This is a genomic window from Mesorhizobium sp. M0991, assembly GCF_040318915.1.
GTDB lineage: Bacteria > Pseudomonadota > Alphaproteobacteria > Rhizobiales > Rhizobiaceae > Mesorhizobium.
Genome location: NZ_JAMYNE010000032.1, coordinates 1 through 16,756, shown reverse-complemented (window position 1 = coordinate 16,756; position 16,756 = coordinate 1). Strand labels below are relative to the sequence as shown.

General features: G+C 61.3%; 19 protein-coding genes and 1 pseudogene. 6 read left to right on the top strand and 14 right to left on the bottom strand.

What is annotated here, in order from left to right; genetic code table 11:
• The first annotated feature begins 195 nt into the window (after nucleotides 1–195).
• Nucleotides 196–318 (top strand): hypothetical protein, encoded by a 123-nt coding sequence (locus NKH70_RS29725; RefSeq protein WP_084642452.1) that lies wholly within the window; start codon nucleotides 196–198, stop codon nucleotides 316–318.
• A gap of 67 nt (nucleotides 319–385) precedes the next feature.
• On the opposite strand, the gene NKH70_RS29720 is transcribed toward NKH70_RS29725, so the two are convergent.
• The 5 genes from NKH70_RS29720 to NKH70_RS29700 form a co-directional block, all read right to left on the bottom strand.
• Nucleotides 386–751: a PRC-barrel domain-containing protein gene (locus tag NKH70_RS29720; RefSeq protein WP_023675091.1), complete on the bottom strand. Its 366-nt coding sequence runs from the start codon at nucleotides 749–751 to the stop codon at nucleotides 386–388.
• A gap of 122 nt (nucleotides 752–873) precedes the next feature.
• Entirely contained in the window at nucleotides 874–1,725 is an 852-nt protein-coding gene (kdsA, locus tag NKH70_RS29715) for a 3-deoxy-8-phosphooctulonate synthase (protein ID WP_352719508.1), read from the bottom strand.
• Nucleotides 1,722–2,606, bottom strand: coding sequence for a VOC family protein (locus NKH70_RS29710; protein ID WP_352719509.1), 885 nt, complete (start codon nucleotides 2,604–2,606; stop codon nucleotides 1,722–1,724). The genes kdsA and NKH70_RS29710 overlap by 4 nt, the downstream gene beginning before the upstream one ends.
• Before the next feature lie 96 nt (nucleotides 2,607–2,702).
• Nucleotides 2,703–2,990, bottom strand: a complete 288-nt coding sequence (locus tag NKH70_RS29705) for a Dabb family protein (RefSeq protein WP_254817185.1) — start codon at nucleotides 2,988–2,990, stop codon at nucleotides 2,703–2,705.
• Nucleotides 2,991–3,093: 103 nt separating this feature from the next.
• Nucleotides 3,094–3,228, bottom strand: a complete 135-nt coding sequence (locus tag NKH70_RS29700) for a hypothetical protein (RefSeq protein ID WP_292655342.1) — start codon at nucleotides 3,226–3,228, stop codon at nucleotides 3,094–3,096.
• A gap of 185 nt (nucleotides 3,229–3,413) precedes the next feature.
• Here NKH70_RS29700 and NKH70_RS29695 point away from each other — a divergent pair, with 185 nt between their 5' ends.
• Nucleotides 3,414–4,403 (top strand): glycerophosphodiester phosphodiesterase family protein, encoded by a 990-nt coding sequence (locus tag NKH70_RS29695; protein WP_502908423.1) that lies wholly within the window; start codon nucleotides 3,414–3,416, stop codon nucleotides 4,401–4,403.
• A gap of 86 nt (nucleotides 4,404–4,489) precedes the next feature.
• On the opposite strand, the gene NKH70_RS29690 is transcribed toward NKH70_RS29695, so the two are convergent.
• Entirely contained in the window at nucleotides 4,490–6,469 is a 1,980-nt protein-coding gene (locus tag NKH70_RS29690) for a bifunctional 2',3'-cyclic-nucleotide 2'-phosphodiesterase/3'-nucleotidase (RefSeq protein ID WP_352914678.1), read from the bottom strand.
• Nucleotides 6,470–6,600: 131 nt separating this feature from the next.
• On the bottom strand, nucleotides 6,601–7,866 hold the full coding sequence (locus tag NKH70_RS29685) for an NAD(P)/FAD-dependent oxidoreductase (protein ID WP_352719530.1): 1,266 nt from the start codon (nucleotides 7,864–7,866) through the stop codon (nucleotides 6,601–6,603).
• A gap of 180 nt (nucleotides 7,867–8,046) precedes the next feature.
• On the opposite strand from NKH70_RS29685, the gene NKH70_RS29680 reads away from it, so the two are divergent.
• Nucleotides 8,047–8,703, top strand: coding sequence for a 5-formyltetrahydrofolate cyclo-ligase (locus NKH70_RS29680; RefSeq protein WP_352719514.1), 657 nt, complete (start codon nucleotides 8,047–8,049; stop codon nucleotides 8,701–8,703).
• 13 nt (nucleotides 8,704–8,716) lie between these two features.
• Here NKH70_RS29680 and NKH70_RS29675 read toward each other — a convergent pair whose 3' ends face one another.
• A complete protein-coding gene (locus NKH70_RS29675; protein WP_023675099.1) occupies nucleotides 8,717–9,190 on the bottom strand; it encodes an Lrp/AsnC family transcriptional regulator in 474 nt (157 codons plus the stop codon).
• 157 nt (nucleotides 9,191–9,347) lie between these two features.
• Between NKH70_RS29675 and ald the strand changes: the two genes are divergently transcribed.
• Nucleotides 9,348–10,463, top strand: a complete 1,116-nt coding sequence (gene ald, locus NKH70_RS29670; RefSeq protein WP_352914676.1) for an alanine dehydrogenase — start codon at nucleotides 9,348–9,350, stop codon at nucleotides 10,461–10,463.
• 247 nt (nucleotides 10,464–10,710) lie between these two features.
• On the opposite strand, the gene NKH70_RS29665 is transcribed toward ald, so the two are convergent.
• From NKH70_RS29665 to NKH70_RS29640, 6 genes are all read right to left on the bottom strand, one after another.
• Nucleotides 10,711–11,178, bottom strand: a complete 468-nt coding sequence (locus tag NKH70_RS29665; protein WP_352719516.1) for a DUF1203 domain-containing protein — start codon at nucleotides 11,176–11,178, stop codon at nucleotides 10,711–10,713.
• A gap of 77 nt (nucleotides 11,179–11,255) precedes the next feature.
• Entirely contained in the window at nucleotides 11,256–12,062 is an 807-nt protein-coding gene (gene dapB, locus NKH70_RS29660) for a 4-hydroxy-tetrahydrodipicolinate reductase (RefSeq protein WP_352719532.1), read from the bottom strand.
• A 147-nt stretch (nucleotides 12,063–12,209) separates the two neighbouring features.
• Entirely contained in the window at nucleotides 12,210–12,773 is a 564-nt protein-coding gene (locus NKH70_RS29655) for a GNAT family N-acetyltransferase (protein WP_352719518.1), read from the bottom strand.
• 5 nt (nucleotides 12,774–12,778) lie between these two features.
• Nucleotides 12,779–13,630 (bottom strand): 3-mercaptopyruvate sulfurtransferase, encoded by an 852-nt coding sequence (gene sseA, locus NKH70_RS29650; RefSeq protein ID WP_352719520.1) that lies wholly within the window; start codon nucleotides 13,628–13,630, stop codon nucleotides 12,779–12,781.
• A 34-nt stretch (nucleotides 13,631–13,664) separates the two neighbouring features.
• Nucleotides 13,665–14,408 carry an alanyl-tRNA editing protein gene (locus tag NKH70_RS29645; protein WP_352517128.1) on the bottom strand — a complete coding sequence of 248 codons (744 nt, stop codon included), beginning with the start codon at nucleotides 14,406–14,408 and terminating at the stop codon, nucleotides 13,665–13,667.
• Nucleotides 14,408–15,442, bottom strand: coding sequence for a cysteine synthase A (locus NKH70_RS29640; protein ID WP_353026849.1), 1,035 nt, complete (start codon nucleotides 15,440–15,442; stop codon nucleotides 14,408–14,410). The genes NKH70_RS29645 and NKH70_RS29640 overlap by 1 nt, the downstream gene beginning before the upstream one ends.
• A gap of 215 nt (nucleotides 15,443–15,657) precedes the next feature.
• Here NKH70_RS29640 and NKH70_RS29635 point away from each other — a divergent pair, with 215 nt between their 5' ends.
• Nucleotides 15,658–16,479 carry an SDR family oxidoreductase gene (locus NKH70_RS29635; protein ID WP_352719522.1) on the top strand — a complete coding sequence of 274 codons (822 nt, stop codon included), beginning with the start codon at nucleotides 15,658–15,660 and terminating at the stop codon, nucleotides 16,477–16,479.
• A gap of 31 nt (nucleotides 16,480–16,510) precedes the next feature.
• Nucleotides 16,511–16,615, top strand: a pseudogene (locus tag NKH70_RS35875) (alpha/beta hydrolase); the annotation flags it as partial.
• Between the last annotated feature and the right edge of the window lie 141 nt (nucleotides 16,616–16,756).

Genomic DNA, 16,756 nt, shown 5'->3' with positions numbered 1-16,756 from the left:
TCGATTGAAGCGTCGCGCACCTCTTAGCCAAAGCGCCGCAAAACGCAATCGGGGCAGTTGCAAATATTGCCCCGCGCCCATTGCCGCTCTTGGGATTCACGAAGCACAAAGCGCTGTCATCATTTGTCATGCGCCGCATGCCGGTTTCTGGTCTATGGCTGTTGTCGCGCGGGGCGAAACAGGAGGAGTTTCGCCATGTCCCAGTTGAGCGGTATTGTGAGTTTGTTCCTGATTGCGGCTGCGTTCCTGACGTCGTGCGACAATCAGCAACCCCCGCAGGGATCGTCGCCTTTGCCGGCCCTGCAGATTGCGCAGTAGCACCCCGCCACCCACATCGAAAGGCCCCCGATTTCCGGGGGCCTTTTTTTGATTCCAGGAGACTTAGTCAGTGCCAGTAAGGCTCGACCTTGTAGTAGTTGTATGAGGCGTCACGCGCGGCCTCGCCGTCGGCGCCGGTCAGCTCGTTGATCGAATAGGAAGGAGCGGCCATCAGCTGGTCTTTGGTGAACGGCACGACATAGCCGCCCTTGTTCTCGTCATAGTCAAGGCTCGCCCACGGAATGGCGTGGTATTTTTCGCCGATGCCGAGAAATCCGCCAAAACCGATCACGGCAAACATGATTCCGTTCGACAATTTGTCGAGCATGACGTCCTCGATGTCGCCGATATGAGTGCCTTCCGTATTGTAGACCGATGTGCCGATAACCCGCGAAGCGGCGATGGCTTCGGTGTGTCCCGTCTGGGTCGTCATGGTGTGCTCCTCGTCGTCGTTGACATTAGATTTTGACAATGAGGGCCGCGGGCTAAGGTTCCAGGCGGGTTCGAAATTCTTCAAAGTTTTCTTGGCGGCGCTGCTGTGGCGCAACTGCTGGTTCAACCCACGCTTTTGGCGATGCGATCGAACGCCATCAGCCGTTCAAGCAATGCGGGAAGATCCTTTAGCGGCACCATGTTGGGACCGTCGGAAGGCGCGTTGTCGGGGTCCTGGTGCGTCTCGATGAAGACGCCGGCGACGCCAACCGCGACGGCCGCGCGCGCCAGCGTCTCGACAAAGCGCCGGTCGCCTCCAGACGAACCGCCCTGCCCACCCGGCTGCTGCACGGAATGGGTGGCATCGAAAATCACCGGCGCGCCGATCTCGGCCATGATCGGCAGCGCCCGCATGTCGGACACCAGGGTGTTGTAGCCAAAGGATGCGCCGCGCTCGGTGACCAAGACATTGGCGTTGCCGGAGCCGATAATCTTGGCGACGACGTTCTTCATGTCCCACGGCGCGAGGAATTGGCCCTTCTTCACATTGACCACCTTGCCGGTTCTTGCAGCAGCAATCAGCAAATCGGTCTGCCGGCTAAGGAAGGCAGGAATCTGCAGGATATCGGCATGCGGAGCGACGATCGCGCATTGTTCCTCAGTGTGGACGTCGGTCAGGATCGGCAGCGAAAAATTCTTGCGCAAGTCGTCGAAGATCGGCATTGCCGCTTCAAGTCCCGCACCGCGCGTGCCGCCAAGAGACGTGCGATTGGCCTTGTCGTAGCTGGTCTTGTAGACGAGCCCAATGCCGAGCCTTTCGGTCAATTCCTTTAGCGCACCGGCCATGTCGAAAGCGTGCTGCCGCGATTCCAGCTGGCATGGACCGGCGATTAGCGACAGGGGCGCACCGTTGCCGAAAATGACCTTGCCGATCGCAACGGAGGAATTTGGCATCAGTGGATTGAGCTTGTTCATGCGATCTCCCGGAAGATGAAGGCTGAGCCCTGGCCTGGCGCCGGCGGCACGATGATATCACCGCCGCGCATGTGGTGTTCGACGGAATTGGCTGCAAGCAGCTTGGCGACGGCATCGCCGTGCCAAATCGAAAAGACGATCCCAGCAAAGCGGAGTTCAGATGGCACGCCGGCAGGAATGCCGAAGCGTGCCGAATAGGCTGCAGGATCCAGAACGGTCACGACGGCATTCGGCAGCTCATAGACAGTGCCGCCCTGCGCCTTGATCCCGGCTGCGATCGAAATCACATTGCGTTGTTCGAAGGGTTCGCCACTGACTGCCACGATTTCGACAATGCCGGTTGCGCCATTGGCGTGAGCCTGCAACGCAGTGCGGTCGACGTTCGGCGCATTGATCCGCTCGCAGGCGAAGAGAAAAGCGTCCGTTGCCTTGCCTGTAGCCGCGAAGGCCAGTTTGAACGATGCGGTGTCGCTCTTTCCCGCCGCATCGGTGAAGGCGCGCGAAAAGCTGAGCATGTCTCCCGCCGACAATCCGGCTTCCATGTAGCGCGCGTGGTCCGCGGCGGCGCTTTCGGTGCCCAGCGCCACGGCAGAAAATCCTTCATCGCCGTTTTCTTCGCGATAAGTGCGATCACGCGCGACAAAGACATTGCGGTTCGCGATCGCCGTTGCCACGGCCTGTCTGTCGGCGACCGCGAGCGGCTCGAGATAGGTGCCGTCGGGGAGGAAGACACAGCAGTTTTCCGTTCCGAAAGAGTGGATACCTGTCGGCGCAACGGTAAAGCCGAGCAAGGTCAAGCGCGCCCGTGCAACATCGAGGCTCGCGGTCGGCAGCACCAGGTGATCGAGCGGATGAGGGCTTGCGGGGGTGTTCTCGGTCATGTCCCGCGCGGTGTGCCTCATTCCTGAAAATGGTTCAAGGGCTTAGCCGGCGACTCAGCGGCAAGACCACATCAGGGCGCAGGGGACAGCAGCTCGTCAACTTGCAACGATGTCGGCCGAATAACGCAATTCGCGCAGCGGTTTGACCCGGCTGGTCGTCTCTGCATAGAGCGGATGCGCCTTGTAGGCGGCGAGCGCCGCTTCGTCCTCGAACTCGGCGTAGACGACCACATCAATCTCATCCGAGAGCGGGTCGACCTTGGTGTTGAGCGTTACCTCGAAATGACGCGAATGAGGTATCTTGCCAAGCGCCAGGAGACCCGTGCGCACTGCCTCGACATCCGCTTTATGCCGTGCGCTGAAGAAAACGATATGCCGGATCAACCCAGCCTCCTCGACCGTTGGACCGGCGTTCTTTTGTGTCAGCGGGAGCGTGCCGTCAATCGGCAGGTTTGTCGCGTCGGCGAACCGTGGCAACGAAGAGAAACTACACCATGCTGGTTACATAGTGCACGATGCGGGTCACCTCCCTCACCGTCCTGTCGAGGTAGCGGCCTTGGTTGTAAATGCCGTCCCAGATCAGGAAAAAGGTGACGGTCGTGATGACGATGACATAACGCATGACTAAAACTAGCGCATATGGGTGGTTGCAACCATAGCGATTCCGGCCCTGCTGAGACCCTCCCCCGAATTTTAGCGGCCTTTGGTCTGTATGCCGCGCTGCCTGCTGGCCAGAATGGCGCTACCGCTGCAGGGCGCCTTGGAAAGATAACCCCTGTCGGTTTCGACGACCGCTTCAGGAATCATATCATGCGCAAACGGACAATCTCCCTCGTTGCAATTCTTGTCGCTGCAGGCGGCATCTGGCTCAACAACACTTCGCTGCTGTCGAGCCGGCCGGGCGGCACCCCTTCGGTGCTTGCCCATCGCGGCCTGGCTCAGGATTTCGACCGTACCTCGGATCGGAAACATGCACGGCATGCTCGCATGCTGACGCTGCGCCATTCCTTCCTCGAAAACACGATACCCTCGATGGAAGCCGCCTTCGCGCTCGATGCGGACGCGCTCGAACTCGATGTCCATCCCACTACGGACGGCAAGTTCGCCGTCTTCCACGATTGGACGCTGGATTGTCGCACCGACGGCAAGGGTGAAACGCGCAGCCATGCAATGTCCGAATTGAAGACGCTCGATATCGGTTATGGCTACACTGCCGATGGCGGCAAGACCTTACCGTTTCGCGGCAAGAGTGTCGGCATGATGCCGTCGCTAGATGAAGTCTTACAGCGCTTCCCGAACCGGCGCTTCAATATCAACATCAAAAGCAACGATCCCAAGGAAGGCGAGATGCTGGCCGCCTGGCTCGCCACATTGACGCCGGCCGAGCGCGCCAATCTGACGGTCTATGGCGGTGACAGGCCTATAGAAGCAGTGAAGGCAGCGTTGCCGGATATGCACACGCTGAGCCGCGCATCCCTGACGCGCTGCATTCTTCGCTACGCTGCGCTCGGCTGGAGTGGCTACATTCCGCATGCCTGCCGCCAGGGCACTTTGCTCATTCCCGTCAACGTCGCGAAGTGGATGTGGGGCTGGCCCGATCGTTTTCTCGACCGTATGGACAGCGTCGGCAGCCGCGTCTACCTGCTCGGTCCCTATTCCGGTGGCGAGTTTTCACAAGGCCTCGACGACCCCGCCTCGATCGACCAACTGCCGGACGATTATTCCGGTGGGGTTTCGATGGACGCGCTGGATCTGGTCATGCCTGCCGTCAAGCGGCGTTTCGCACCACCTGCTTGAAGAGACACCTGTCTCAAACGGATTGGCCGTATCGGGACAGTATCTTAGCGCTGAGACAGTTTCGAGCCGACGCTCAAATCCTCGCCTCAAAGAGTGACGCGGTATTTTGCAAAGCCTGCTTCGCCCTCGCCCGCCGGCTCGATCTTCAGCGACTTCACCTGCGCAATAAACTCCTTCGCCTTGGCGCCGGTCTCGAACATGACGCTGGTTCCCGGTAGTGGCGCAAACGACCAGTTGGCGTCCGCCGACGGGTTGATGGTTCCTTTACTGATAATGTAGCGCACGATCACGTCGCGGTTGGTGTCGGGCGCTTCGTAGATGATCTTCGAGGCATTGACCTCCGGGAAATTGCCCCCGCCGCCGGCACGGTAGTTGTTGGTGGCGACGACGAATTTCCGCTTGGGATCAATTGGTTTGCCGTCGAATATCAAGTCAATGATGCGGTTCGAGCCGGCATTCACCAGCCCACCCTTCGAATCATATTTCGGTGGCTGCGACAGATCGATCTTGTAGGTGACGCCGTCGATCACGTCGAAATTATAGGATGGGAAGTCGGAGTCGATGAGCGCCTGGTCGGCTATGCCCGGTTCGATCCGGTTGAAGATGCCGGCCGACATTTCCAGCCATTCCTTCACTTCTGCTCCGGTGATTTCGACGGCGCGCACCGTGTTTGGATAGAGGTAGAGATCGGCGACGTTCTTGATGGCGATATCACCCACCGGCACGTCGGTGTAATAGTCGGCGCCGTTGCGCCCTCCCGCCTTGAACGGTGCCGCTGCCGACAGCAGCGGCATATCCTTCCACTCGGTGTTCTTCAGGATGTCCTTCAAGTACCAGGTCTGCGCCTGGCTGACGATCTGCACCGACGGATCGTCGGCGACCAGCGCAAAATAGGAATAGAGCGGCGCAGAGGTTTTGCCGACCGGCCGGCGCACATAGGCAAGCGTCGCCTCGTGGTCCTGTTTGAGCGCGTCGACGATGCGCTGGTCGTCAGCGACCGTCGGCTTGTTCGTCTTGTCGACCCGCTCAAAGATAGGCCTGGCCTCAGAGGTCGCCGAGACGATTTTCCACGTCGATCCGTCGCGCTCCAGCAACAGATCGATCAGCCCCATATGCGAGCCCCAGAAGCCGGCCATGACGGCGGGCTTGCCTTGCAACGTGCCCTTCGCCGTATCGACAGCTTCCAGCGACTGAAAGTCCTTCTTGCCAGGGAAGACCAGATGCTGGTGGCCGGTGAACACCGCATCGATACCTTCGACACCGGCAACGAAGAAGGAGGCATTCTCCATCAGGTCGCTTTGCTTCACGTCGATGCCGGAATGGGAGAGCGCAATGACGATGTCGGCGCCTTCTTCCTTCATCTGCGGCACCCACGCCTTGGCCGCCTCGACGATGTCGCGCGTCTTGACGCTGCCTTCGAGATTTTTCAGATCCCAGACCATGATCTGCGGCGGCACGAAGCCGATGATGCCGATCCTGATCGGTTGCTCGGCGCCCGATCCGTCCTTGATCTTCCTGTCGAGGATGACGTAAGGCTTGAGATAGAGCTTGTCGTCGCGCGGGTTCGCGGCAAGCTCCGTGCCGCGGATCAGGTTCGCGCAGACAAACGGGAAATTGGCACCGGCCAGCACCTTGTCCATGAACGACAGGCCGTAGTTGAACTCGTGGTTGCCGAGCGTCGAGCATTCGTAGCCGAGCAGGTTCATGACCTTCATGACCGGATGCAGATCGCCATCCTTCATCCCCCTCTCGTAGGCGATGTAGTCGCCCATCGGGTTGCCTTGCAGAAGGTCGCCATTATCGATCAGCATCGCGTTGGTTGCTTCCTTGCGCACGGCTTCAATCAATGATGCCGTTCGCGACAGCCCCATCGTGTCGTTAGCTTTGTCGGCGTAGTAATCGTAAGGCAGCACGTTCACGTGGATGTCGGTCGTCTCCATAATCCTCAGATGCGCCTGATTGGCTTGAGCCCGGGCGGAGAACGGGTGCAGCATGATCAGCGCTCCGCTGGCGGCGACGCCGGCGAGGAAATCGCGGCGTGAGACGAGGTGGCGCAATTGAGACATTCGTTTTCTCTTTCTTCCACGACGTGACAAGTCCTGCCCGAAGCAAAGCTTCGCGCCGAAATCCAGCCGAGTCCAGAAGCCGATTCCATCAAGAGGAGGTGACGCGCCGATGAGTGTCCGGCGGCGAACAATCAGCCCTTATCGTCGTCGCCCTGGGTGATCAGCCGCGCGCTGCGCTGACCGGTGAAGTAGATCCATAGCCAACTCAGGGAAACCGCAAGCCGGTTACGAAAGCCGATCAGGAAGTAAATATGTGCCAAGCCCCACAGCCACCAGGCAAGCCGGCCGGTGAGCTTGATCCAGCCGAAATCAATGACCGCGGCGCGCTTGCCGATCGTCGCCAGATCGCCGTCATGCCTGTAGCTGAAAGGGCGCGGTGTCGCGTCACCGGCAAGCCTTGCCTTGATCGTTGCGGCGACGTGCCGTCCCTGCTGCTTGGCGGCGGGCGCGACGCCCGGCACCAGCCGGCCATCCGGCCGCAGGACGTGCGCTGCGTCACCGACGACGAAAATCTCCGGGTTTCCCGGCACACTCAGGTCGGGCTCGACAAGCACCCTGCCTGCGCGGTCCGCTGCCGTGCCGAGCCATTCGGCGGCCGGCGAAGCGGCGACGCCCGCCGCCCAAAGAATTGTCCTGGCCGGCAAATGTGTGTCGCCGAAGACGACACCCTCGGCATCGCAGCGTGTAACTGCCCTGCCGAGTTCGACGGTCACGCCGAGCCGTCCGAGCGCCTTCATTGCATAATCGGAGAGTTCGGGAGCGAAATTCGAGAGGACGCGGTCGCCGGCCTCAATCAGCACCACACGCGTCTGCCGCGTGTCGATGTTGCGGAACTCGCCGCGCAGCGTGTCGTGCGCCAGTTCGGCAATGGTGCCGGCCAGTTCCACGCCGGTCGGCCCGCCGCCGACGACCGCCAGCGTCAGCAATGCCTGGCGCTTAGCGGGATCGGTTTCCCGCTCGGCCTGCTCGAAAGCCAAAAGAATACGCCGTCGAATGGTGGTGGCGTCCTCCAGAGTCTTCAGGCCCGGGGCGAACGGCTCCCATTCGTCATGGCCGAAATAGGCGTGCCGCGCGCCGGTGGCCAGCACCAGAGTGTCGTAAGCGACCGTGCCGCCGTCCTGCAGCAGCACGCGCTTGCCGTCGCGGTCGATTCCGGTCACGGTGGCGAGCAGCGTCGTCACGTCATTGCGCTTGCGCAGGAGATGGCGGATCGGCCAAGCCACTTCGGAGGTGGCCAGCGCCGTCGTCGCGACCTGGTAGAGCAGCGGCTGAAACAGATGGTGATTGCGCCTGTCGATCATGGTGATGCGCACCGGCGCGCCGGCAAGTGCGCGGGTGAACTCGAGGCCGCCGAAGCCGGCGCCTACGACGACGACGTGATGGTTGGCTATGTTCATCTCACTCATCCCTCTCGCCAAGGCTGATGTAAGTATCGTTGTGCAGTGCAGCAATACCTGCGCTGCAACTGCTTGGGACTCGTCTCTTGATGTCGTGAATACGCATGCTGCAGGCTCATTCCCGGATATAGCTTACGTCCCAGATATGACTTGGTTGGAACAGTATATTGCAGGTGAAGCATGGCTAGGAATGAAGACGAAAGCTCAGCGCAATACGCCTCGCCGCCTTGTTTTATGCACGAGCTCGATCCGGAGTTCCAAGCGCCGCTATCCGACTGGACCGATGTAAGGCGCTGGCGCAAGGCCGAGCGCGAGCGGTTGATCGTATCCCGCCTTGCCGTTTCAGCCGACACGCGCGCAGCTATGTCGCAGCGCATTGCCGAAGGGCTAGACGCGGTGATCGGCGACATCGCTGGCCGCATGGTCAGCCTCTACTGGCCGTTTCGCGGCGAGCCGGACCTGCGCCCGTGGATGGAGACCGTTAACGCGCGGGGGGGTCGCACGGCGTTGCCCGTCGTCGTCGAGAAAGACCGGCCGCTTGTCTTTCGCGCCTATACCCACGGAGACCGGCTGGAGAAGGGCGTCTGGAATATCCCGATACCGGCCGAGGGCGATCCGGTGCTGCCCGACATCGTCATTTCGCCGATCGTCGGCATCGATCCCGGGCAGTTTCGCCTGGGTTATGGCGGCGGCTTCTTCGATCGCACGCTTGCCGCGATGCCCTTCAAACCGCTGGTCATCGGCGTCGGCTACGATCTGCAGCGCATCGTCACCATCTACCCACAGCCGCACGACATTCCGATGGACCGTGTGGTGACCGAGGCATTCAACACCTAGGCGAGTTCGGGGCCTAGGCGAGCTCAGGCTTCATTCCCACGGCTGTGCGATCGACGATTTCGCGCAAGGCAAAGGACGAATTGATCTTCGTCACATGCGGCATTGCCGACAGCCACTCCTTGTGGATGCGTTCGTAGTCGACGAGATCCTTAGCCGCTATGCGCAGGATGTAATCATATTCACCCGACATCAGATGGCAGGACAGGACGTTCGGGCAGCGCTTTATCGCCGCCTCGAAATCCGACAACGTCTTCTCGAACTGCCCGGACAGCGATATATGCACGATCGCCGTCATCTGGTGCCCAAGTGCAGCGTTGGACAGCCGGGCGTGATAGCCGCGGATGGTTCCGGATTTCTCCAGATTGTCCAGCCGCCGCGAACAGGCCGACTGCGATAGGCCAACCTTCTCGGCGAGCGCTGCGTTGGGTATCCGCCCGTCCTTCTGCAACGTCTCGAGAATGGCGATATCAATCCTGTCGAGCGGCATTTTTGCGGGTTCCTGCGACAATTCCAATGTTTTGCGCAACGATTATCGAAGAGTGACCTCTCAGGCAAGCGCATTCGCAAACACTTACCGAACGATTCGTGGTTCACTATCTCTAGACAGGGAACAGCCCTAAAAGGGCCGGATCAGGAGAAAAAAGATGCGCGTCGGTTGCCCCCGGGAAATCAAGAACCATGAATACCGCGTCGGCCTGACACCCGGCTCGGTCCGCGAATATGTCGCGCATGGCCATGAAGTGCTTATCGAGACGGGCGCCGGCGCCGGCATCGGCGCCGATGACAACGCGTATCGCGCCGCCGGCGCCACGATCGCCAAGACGGCCGCCGACGTTTTTGGCAAGTCTGACATGATCGTGAAGGTCAAGGAGCCGCAGCCCAACGAATGGGTTCAGCTCCGCGACGGCCAGATCCTCTATACCTATCTGCATCTTGCTCCGGATCCGGAGCAGACCAAGGGCCTGCTGGCCTCTGGCGTGACCGCAATAGCATACGAGACCGTCACCGACGAGCGCGGCGGCCTGCCGCTCTTGGCGCCGATGTCGGAAGTTGCCGGCCGCCTGTCGATCCAGGCGGGCGCCACGGCGCTGCAAAAGGCCAATGGCGGCCGCGGCGTGCTGCTTGGCGGCGTGCCCGGCGTGCTGCCCGGCAAGGTCACTGTGCTCGGCGGCGGCGTCGTCGGCCTGCATGCCGCACGGATGGCTGCCGGCCTTGGCGCCGACGTCACCATCATTGACCGCTCGCTCCCGCGCCTGCGTCAGCTCGATGATATCTTTGGCGGCCGCGTCCACACCCGCTACTCGACCGTCGAGGCGCTGGAGGAAGAGTGTTTTTCGGCTGACATCGTCGTCGGCGCCGTGCTGATCCCGGGGGCAGCAGCGCCCAAGCTGGTGACGCGCGAAATGCTGTCGGGCATGAAGAAAGGCGCCGTGCTGGTCGACGTCGCCATCGACCAGGGCGGCTGCTTCGAGACCTCGCACGCCACCACCCATGCCGAGCCGACCTATGAGGTCGACGGCGTCATCCACTATTGCGTCGCCAACATGCCGGGTGCGGTGCCGGTCACCTCGGCCCACGCGCTCAACAATGCGACGCTGCATTATGGCCTGCAGCTCGCCGACAAGGGCCTCAAGGCGCTGGTAGACGACCACCATCTGCGCAACGGGCTGAACGTCCACAAGGGCAAGGTCACGAATCGCGCAGTGGCCGAAGCGCTCGGTTACGAGCTGGTCGAGCCGAAGGCCGTTCTCGCGGCCTGAGCTGTCCGAATCTGCCTCTCCAGTGCCCGTCGGTTTCGTCCGACGGGTTTTTTCTTATGTGAAAAACTGAAAAGTGTCGGGCGCGCGGAATAACCGGACAACAAAAAAGCGGAGCCAAAGCCCCGCTTCCTCGGTTGTCGAAAATTCCCGCCGGTTCATCCGCGGTCGGTAAATCGATCGACTGTCGCTTTCTACCGCCGATATGCGACGGGAGTACGACAGCCCCAAGCCGGTGCGACCTGTCCGGTTACGCGCGGTCGATCCGGCACTGATAGCAATTGTTGCGCGCCGAGCGGATGTGGACGTAAGCAATGTCGTCGCGTTGGAACAACGTCTCTGCCCGTGCGGCAATGGCGTCGGTCGGAATGACGCCGCCGCTGCCGTAAACGATGCGGTCGTCCTTGCCATAACCGCGCACGATGTAATCGCTGCTTTCGAGCATTTCGGGAAGCAACTTAACCTCGGCAGCGCGTTCGCATTCTTCAGCATGAAGGAAGATCGGCCCGGTTTCGGCATAAGGCTGCAGCTCCGGAAAAGGCCGATAGGCCAGAACAAGATAGGCTTCTTCCGCAGCAACATTCTTCAAGCAATGACGGCAAGGCACGCCGTCGCCGTCTGAAATCTGCCGCTCTGGCTTCAGGCCATAAGCATCCGGCCCGCCGCGCTGAAGTGCGCGGACCGCATCGGTTGGCAAGGCTTTGAATTTTAGCGTCATGGCAAAATCTCCGGTGTCGTCGACCGGAAATTATGCTCGCAAGACAGAGCTTCCCACCCGATTCCTGCCGAAATGGATCAGTCCATCAGCGCGTCGAGACCGCGAACCAGACCTTTGATCTGCTGTACCCTTCTGATGGCGAGCAGCGTGCCCGCCACGTAAGGCGCCGCGGAAGAGCCGGCGTCGTGGCGTATGGTCAACCGCTCGTCTGGCAGACCGAACAGCGCCTCGCAGGACAGGATGTAGGACGGCAGCCGAAGCGCGTGCACTTGCACCCCCTCGCCTGCGCCGACCGCACCCCCGCGTGTGGCCGGCACGCCAGAGACCTCCGAGACCGGCTTTGCCGTTGAGGCCTTGCGGATGTCGGCCAGCGCCTCAGCAAGCTCCCGTGCGGTACCGGAGGGCGCGTCGGGCTTCTTTGCACTGGCATAATCGATGACCTCGACATCCGGCACGTATTTTGCCGCCATAAGTGCAAACCGCTTCATCAGAGTGGCGGTGATGGAAAAATTGCCAGCGGCAACGACGCCGACGCCGTTGGCGCGCGCCGCGGCGTCGATGTCGGCATAGTCGGCAGCACCCAGTCCCGACGTGCCGATCACCGTGTGCCGTCCCTTGTCGATGGCGAGCAGCACATGGTCTTTCACGACATGCGGCTTGGTGAAGTCGACCAGCACGTCCGACGGCGCCTCCAGCGCCTCGGCGAGCGAGGCCGAAACGGTGATACCATTAGCCGGCATGCCAACCAGCAGGCCGGAATCCTGCCCTGCGCCGCTGCGTGACACAGCCCCGGCCAGCTCCATGTCGCCTTGCGCCCCGATCGCCGGAACCAGCGCCTTGCCGACCCAGCCGGTCGCGCCGGCCATTACCACGCGTATTGCCATCATGCGATCCTCCATCACCATCAGTTTTTAGACGATAGCGATATGGAAAGAGCCAAGCTCATTCAAGTCGGGTCCGCCTTTGAGTGTTGATCCAGACCCTGGGACGTTGCAAAGACAAGCTGAAGCTCGGATGAACCGGCCTGAAAATCAGGGCCGCATGACGCTGGCCGCGCGATCGGCAAAAGACATCGGATGTACGACCTCCTTTTTTTGCGCCACTGGCGTAAAGCCGAGTTTTTGATAGAGCGGCAGTGCTGCTGGGTGATCGAGGGTGCAGGTCTGCACCGTCACCCGCCTTGGCCCGTGCGACCATGCCGCGGCGATTGCCGCACCGAGGAACCAGCGACCGATGCCTTGCCCGGTCGCGTGCTCCATCATTCCGAAATAAGCGAGTTCCACTTCCTCCGGCAAATGCGGCTTGAGGTCGAAGAAGCCGGCCGGCGCACCATCCAGATAAAGCACCCTGATGTCGCGGTCCTCGCGGTGGATGCCCGCCGCAAGCTCCTCGTCGCTCAGCCTCAACACATTGACCCAGTGCCATTTGCGGCCGACCCGATCCATCAAATAGCGGTAGAAATGCAGGGGAATGTCTTTGGTCTTGAGCAGCGCGATCTGGCGGTTGTACGGCAGCGGCGGCGAATAGGCAGGCGGCACATGCATTTCGAGAAACGTCACGGTGACGTCGATGTCTTCCAGCGATCCGTCTTCCATCACCGTCAGTCCTTGCCCGTCACGACGGGCGTGTCGGAAAGCCCGCCCCATTCGGTCCATGAACCGTCATAAAGCCTGTTGTCGGCATGGCCAAGCGTCTCCAAAGCTAGCGTGACGGCTGCCGCGGTGACGCCCGACCCGCAGGAGGTGACGACCGGCTTCGACAGGTCGATGCCGGCGTCCTCGATCACTTTACGCAGCCTGTCCTTGGGCAACAATTCGCCGTTATCCGAAAGCGCCGAAAACGGCACGTTGTGCGCGCCCGGCATATGGCCGGAGCGGATGCCGGGGCGCGGCTCCGGCTCGGTGCCGGCAAAACGGCCAGGCGAGCGCGCGTCGGCGATCTGGCTCTCCCTCGTCTCGACGATCCGGCGCATGTCGGCAAGGCTGGCGACGCGGGCGGCATCGAAGTTGGCATAAAACACGCAAGGCGCGATCTTCGTCGGCTCCGCCGTCACCGGCCGTCCGGCGGCTTTCCAACGATCGAAGCCGCCGTCGAGTATATAGACCTGGAACACGCCCATGACGCGAAACAACCACCAGGCGCGCGGTGCAGAAAAGAACCCTGGCCCGTCGTAGACAACAATCGTGTCATCGGCCGAAATACCCATCGCGCCGACATATTGCGCGAAATGCTGCGGCGACGGCAGCGTGTGCGGCAGAGCCGCGTCGGGGTCCGAAACCGCATCCTGGTCGAGGAAGCCGGCGCCTGGAATATGCGCTGCGTCATACTCGGCGCGCGCGTCACGCTTTTGCGCCGGCAGATACCAGGACGCGTCGACAATCGTCAGGCCCGGTTCGCCGAGCCGCTTCTGCAACCAATCGGCATCGATGGTGAAAGGACTGTCGTCGGCCATCTTTCTCTCCTGTCCCGCCTGTCGCAGTCCTATATCAGGCTGGCGGCATAGGACCAAAGCGAATGCGGAAGCGCCGGTTCTCGCGGCCCTTCTTCTCGATCTTGCCGATATGGATCTCGCCGATTTCGCTGGTGCTCTTTACATGGGTGCCGCCGCAAGGCTGGCTGTCGATCGAAGCGTTCTCGCCGATGCAGACCAATCGGATCTTTCCCGTGCCAGCCGGGGGCCGCACATTCTTGGATTTCACCAAGCCCGGATTGGATGCCAGTTCCTCGTCGGAAATGAGCCGGGTGAAGATCGGGTGGTCGGCTCGCACCAGCTCCATCAGTCTGGCCGTCACGTCTTCCTTGGTAAAGCCGGCGTCCGGGATGTCGAAATCGATACGGCTGTCGTCCTCGGAAACCGCGGCGCCGGTGATCGGGAACGGACAGACGACGGTAAGCAGGTGGCAGGCAGAATGCATGCGCATCAGCAACTGCCGCCGCGGCCAGTCGATGGCGAGCCTCATGCGCTCGCCCACCTTTGGAACTGTCTGCTCCGGCGCCGGCACATGGATGATCTCGTCCTTGGTTTCGCCGGTGATCGTAGCGGCAATCGCTATGCCGGTGCCGTCGGCGCGTTCGAGGCTGCCGGTGTCGCCCGGCTGCCCGCCCGATGTGGCGTAAAACACCGTCCGGTCCAGAATGATGCCGCCGCGATCGTTTACTGCGACGACGGTGGCGTCGGCCGTCCCCAGATAGGCGTCGTCACGAAACAGCGCCTCGGTCTTGTGCGCCATCATGCAACCCTTTCGAACGGTACCGAAATCGTGGTCCGTTGCTCCATCCAGCCCGGCACCGGCAGCTTCTTTTCGCGCAGGAATTCAGGATTGAACAGCTTCGACTGGTAGCGCGTGCCGTAGTCGCAAAGCATGGTCACGATGGTGTGGCCGGGGCCTAGCTCGCGCGCCAGGCGAATGGCGCCGGCAATGTTGATGCCCGTCGAACCGCCAACGCAAAGCCCCTCCTCCTGGATCAGGTCGAATACGATCGGCAGTGCGTCCTCGTCGGGGATCTGGAAGGCAAAATCGGGTGTAAAGCCTTGGAGGTTGGCGGTGATCCGCCCCTGCCCGATGCCTTCGGTGATCGAACTGCCCTCGGATTTCAGCTCGCCGCTGGTGTAGAAGGAATAGAGCGCTGCCCCCAGCGGATCGGCCAGCGCGATCTTGACCTGGCTGTTTTTTGCCTTCAGCCCGAAACCGACGCCTGCCAGAGTGCCGCCGGAACCGACCGCCGACACGAAACCATCCACCTTGCCGTCAGTCTGGTTCCAGATTTCTTCGGCCGTGGTGCGGATATGGCCGTCACGGTTGGCGACATTGTCGAACTGGTTGGCCCAGATCGCGCCGTTTGGCTCGGTCTTCGCCATCTGCTCGGCCAGCCGGCCCGACAGCTTCACGTAGTTGTTCGGGTTCTTGTAGGGCACGGCGGGCACTTCGATCAGCTCGGCGCCGAGCAGTTTGATCGTATCCTTCTTCTCCTGGGTCTGGGTGTCGGGAATGACGATTACCGTGCGGTAGCCGAGTGCCTTGGCAACCAGTGTCAATCCGATGCCGGTATTTCCGGCCGTCCCCTCGACGATGACGCCGCCGGGCCGCAGCAGCCCGCGCTGCTCGGCATCGCGGATGATAAACAGGCCGGCGCGGTCCTTGACCGACTGCCCGGGATTCATGAATTCGGCCTTGCCCAGGATCTCGCAGCCGGTTGCTTCCGAGGCCTTGTTGAGGCGGATCAGGGGCGTGTTGCCGATCACGTCGATCACAGAACGGGGCATGGAGATTCCTTTGTGGGTGCGGCGAAACCCTAGAAACCCGAAGCTTCGGTTTCAAGGCAAGAATTTGCCTGGTCCAGTCGCATTTCGCACACTGCAATTCCTGCAGCCAGGAGCGCCCGGCCGGTATTCATTTCAACCATGTACCGAAAAGCACTCTTTTCATTCGATTTCTTCACCGCTAGAGCACAGGCTAAGAAGAGCCGGCGGGGCGCAACATGACACTCTATCGGGCCAATCCGAAGCATGGCGTCGCCTGGATTACGGGCGGCAGCAGCGGTATCGGCCGTTCGCTGGCCAAGGATCTTGCCGCTCAGGGCTATGTCGTCGCGGTGACTGCGCCCGATGACCATCCGATCGATACGCTCATCGTCGAAACGGCGCAGATGGCGGGCCGTGTCGCAGCCTATCCTTGCGACGTGACCGACGAAAAACGCATGGCGAAGACGGTTGCAGCGATCGAGAAAGATCTCGGTCCGATCGTGTTGGCAGTGTTCAACGCTGGAAGCTATATCGCAACGCCGGGCGAGGATCTTGTGGCGCGCAATTTCCGTCGGTCTTTCGAAGTCAATTATTTCGGCATCATCAATGGCCTGGTGCCTGTCATCGAACGCATGCGCGTGCGCTCGCGCGGCCATGTCGTGCTGATCGGTTCGGTTACCGCCTATTTCGGCTGGCCCACCACCGCCGCCTATGGCGGCACCAAGGCGGCAGTCAATATCCTGGCCGAGTCGCTGAAATACGATTTCGACAAGATGAACGTCCGCATCCAGGTGATTAATCCGGGCTTTGTCGACACGCGGCTGACTGAGAAGAACTTCCTGCCGATGCCGGGATTGATGCCGGTCAATCTGGCCTCGCGCCGCATCGCGCAAGGCATCGAATACGGCGGCTTCGAAGTCACTTTCCCACGCCGCCTGAGCTGGACGCTGAAGCTGCTTAGGATGCTGCCGAGGCCGTTCTGCCGATGGGTGATCAGCACGGTCACCCGCTGGAATGCGCGGCCACTGAATTTCGACCGCAAGCCACCGGTCGAATAGGATCGGTGACGGGGCGACGGATCGTGTTTGCGGGTCGCTGGGGCGCCACGTCATCGCCGGCGACGCGCTGTCGCCATCGACCACGGCTTTCCTCGCGCAGCGGATCGTCGTGTGGGTCGAGGCGGTGGTGAAGTGAACCAAAGGCCTCAAGCAAGAGGGGGGCCCCCCCCGACGGCCCGGGGGCCCGTTTAATAGTTTTATAAAAAACCCCGCGGGGGGTACGGGGGTTTTAAAAAAAATAACCAGGCCCCCCACAAGAGTGTGTTTTTTTAGGGGG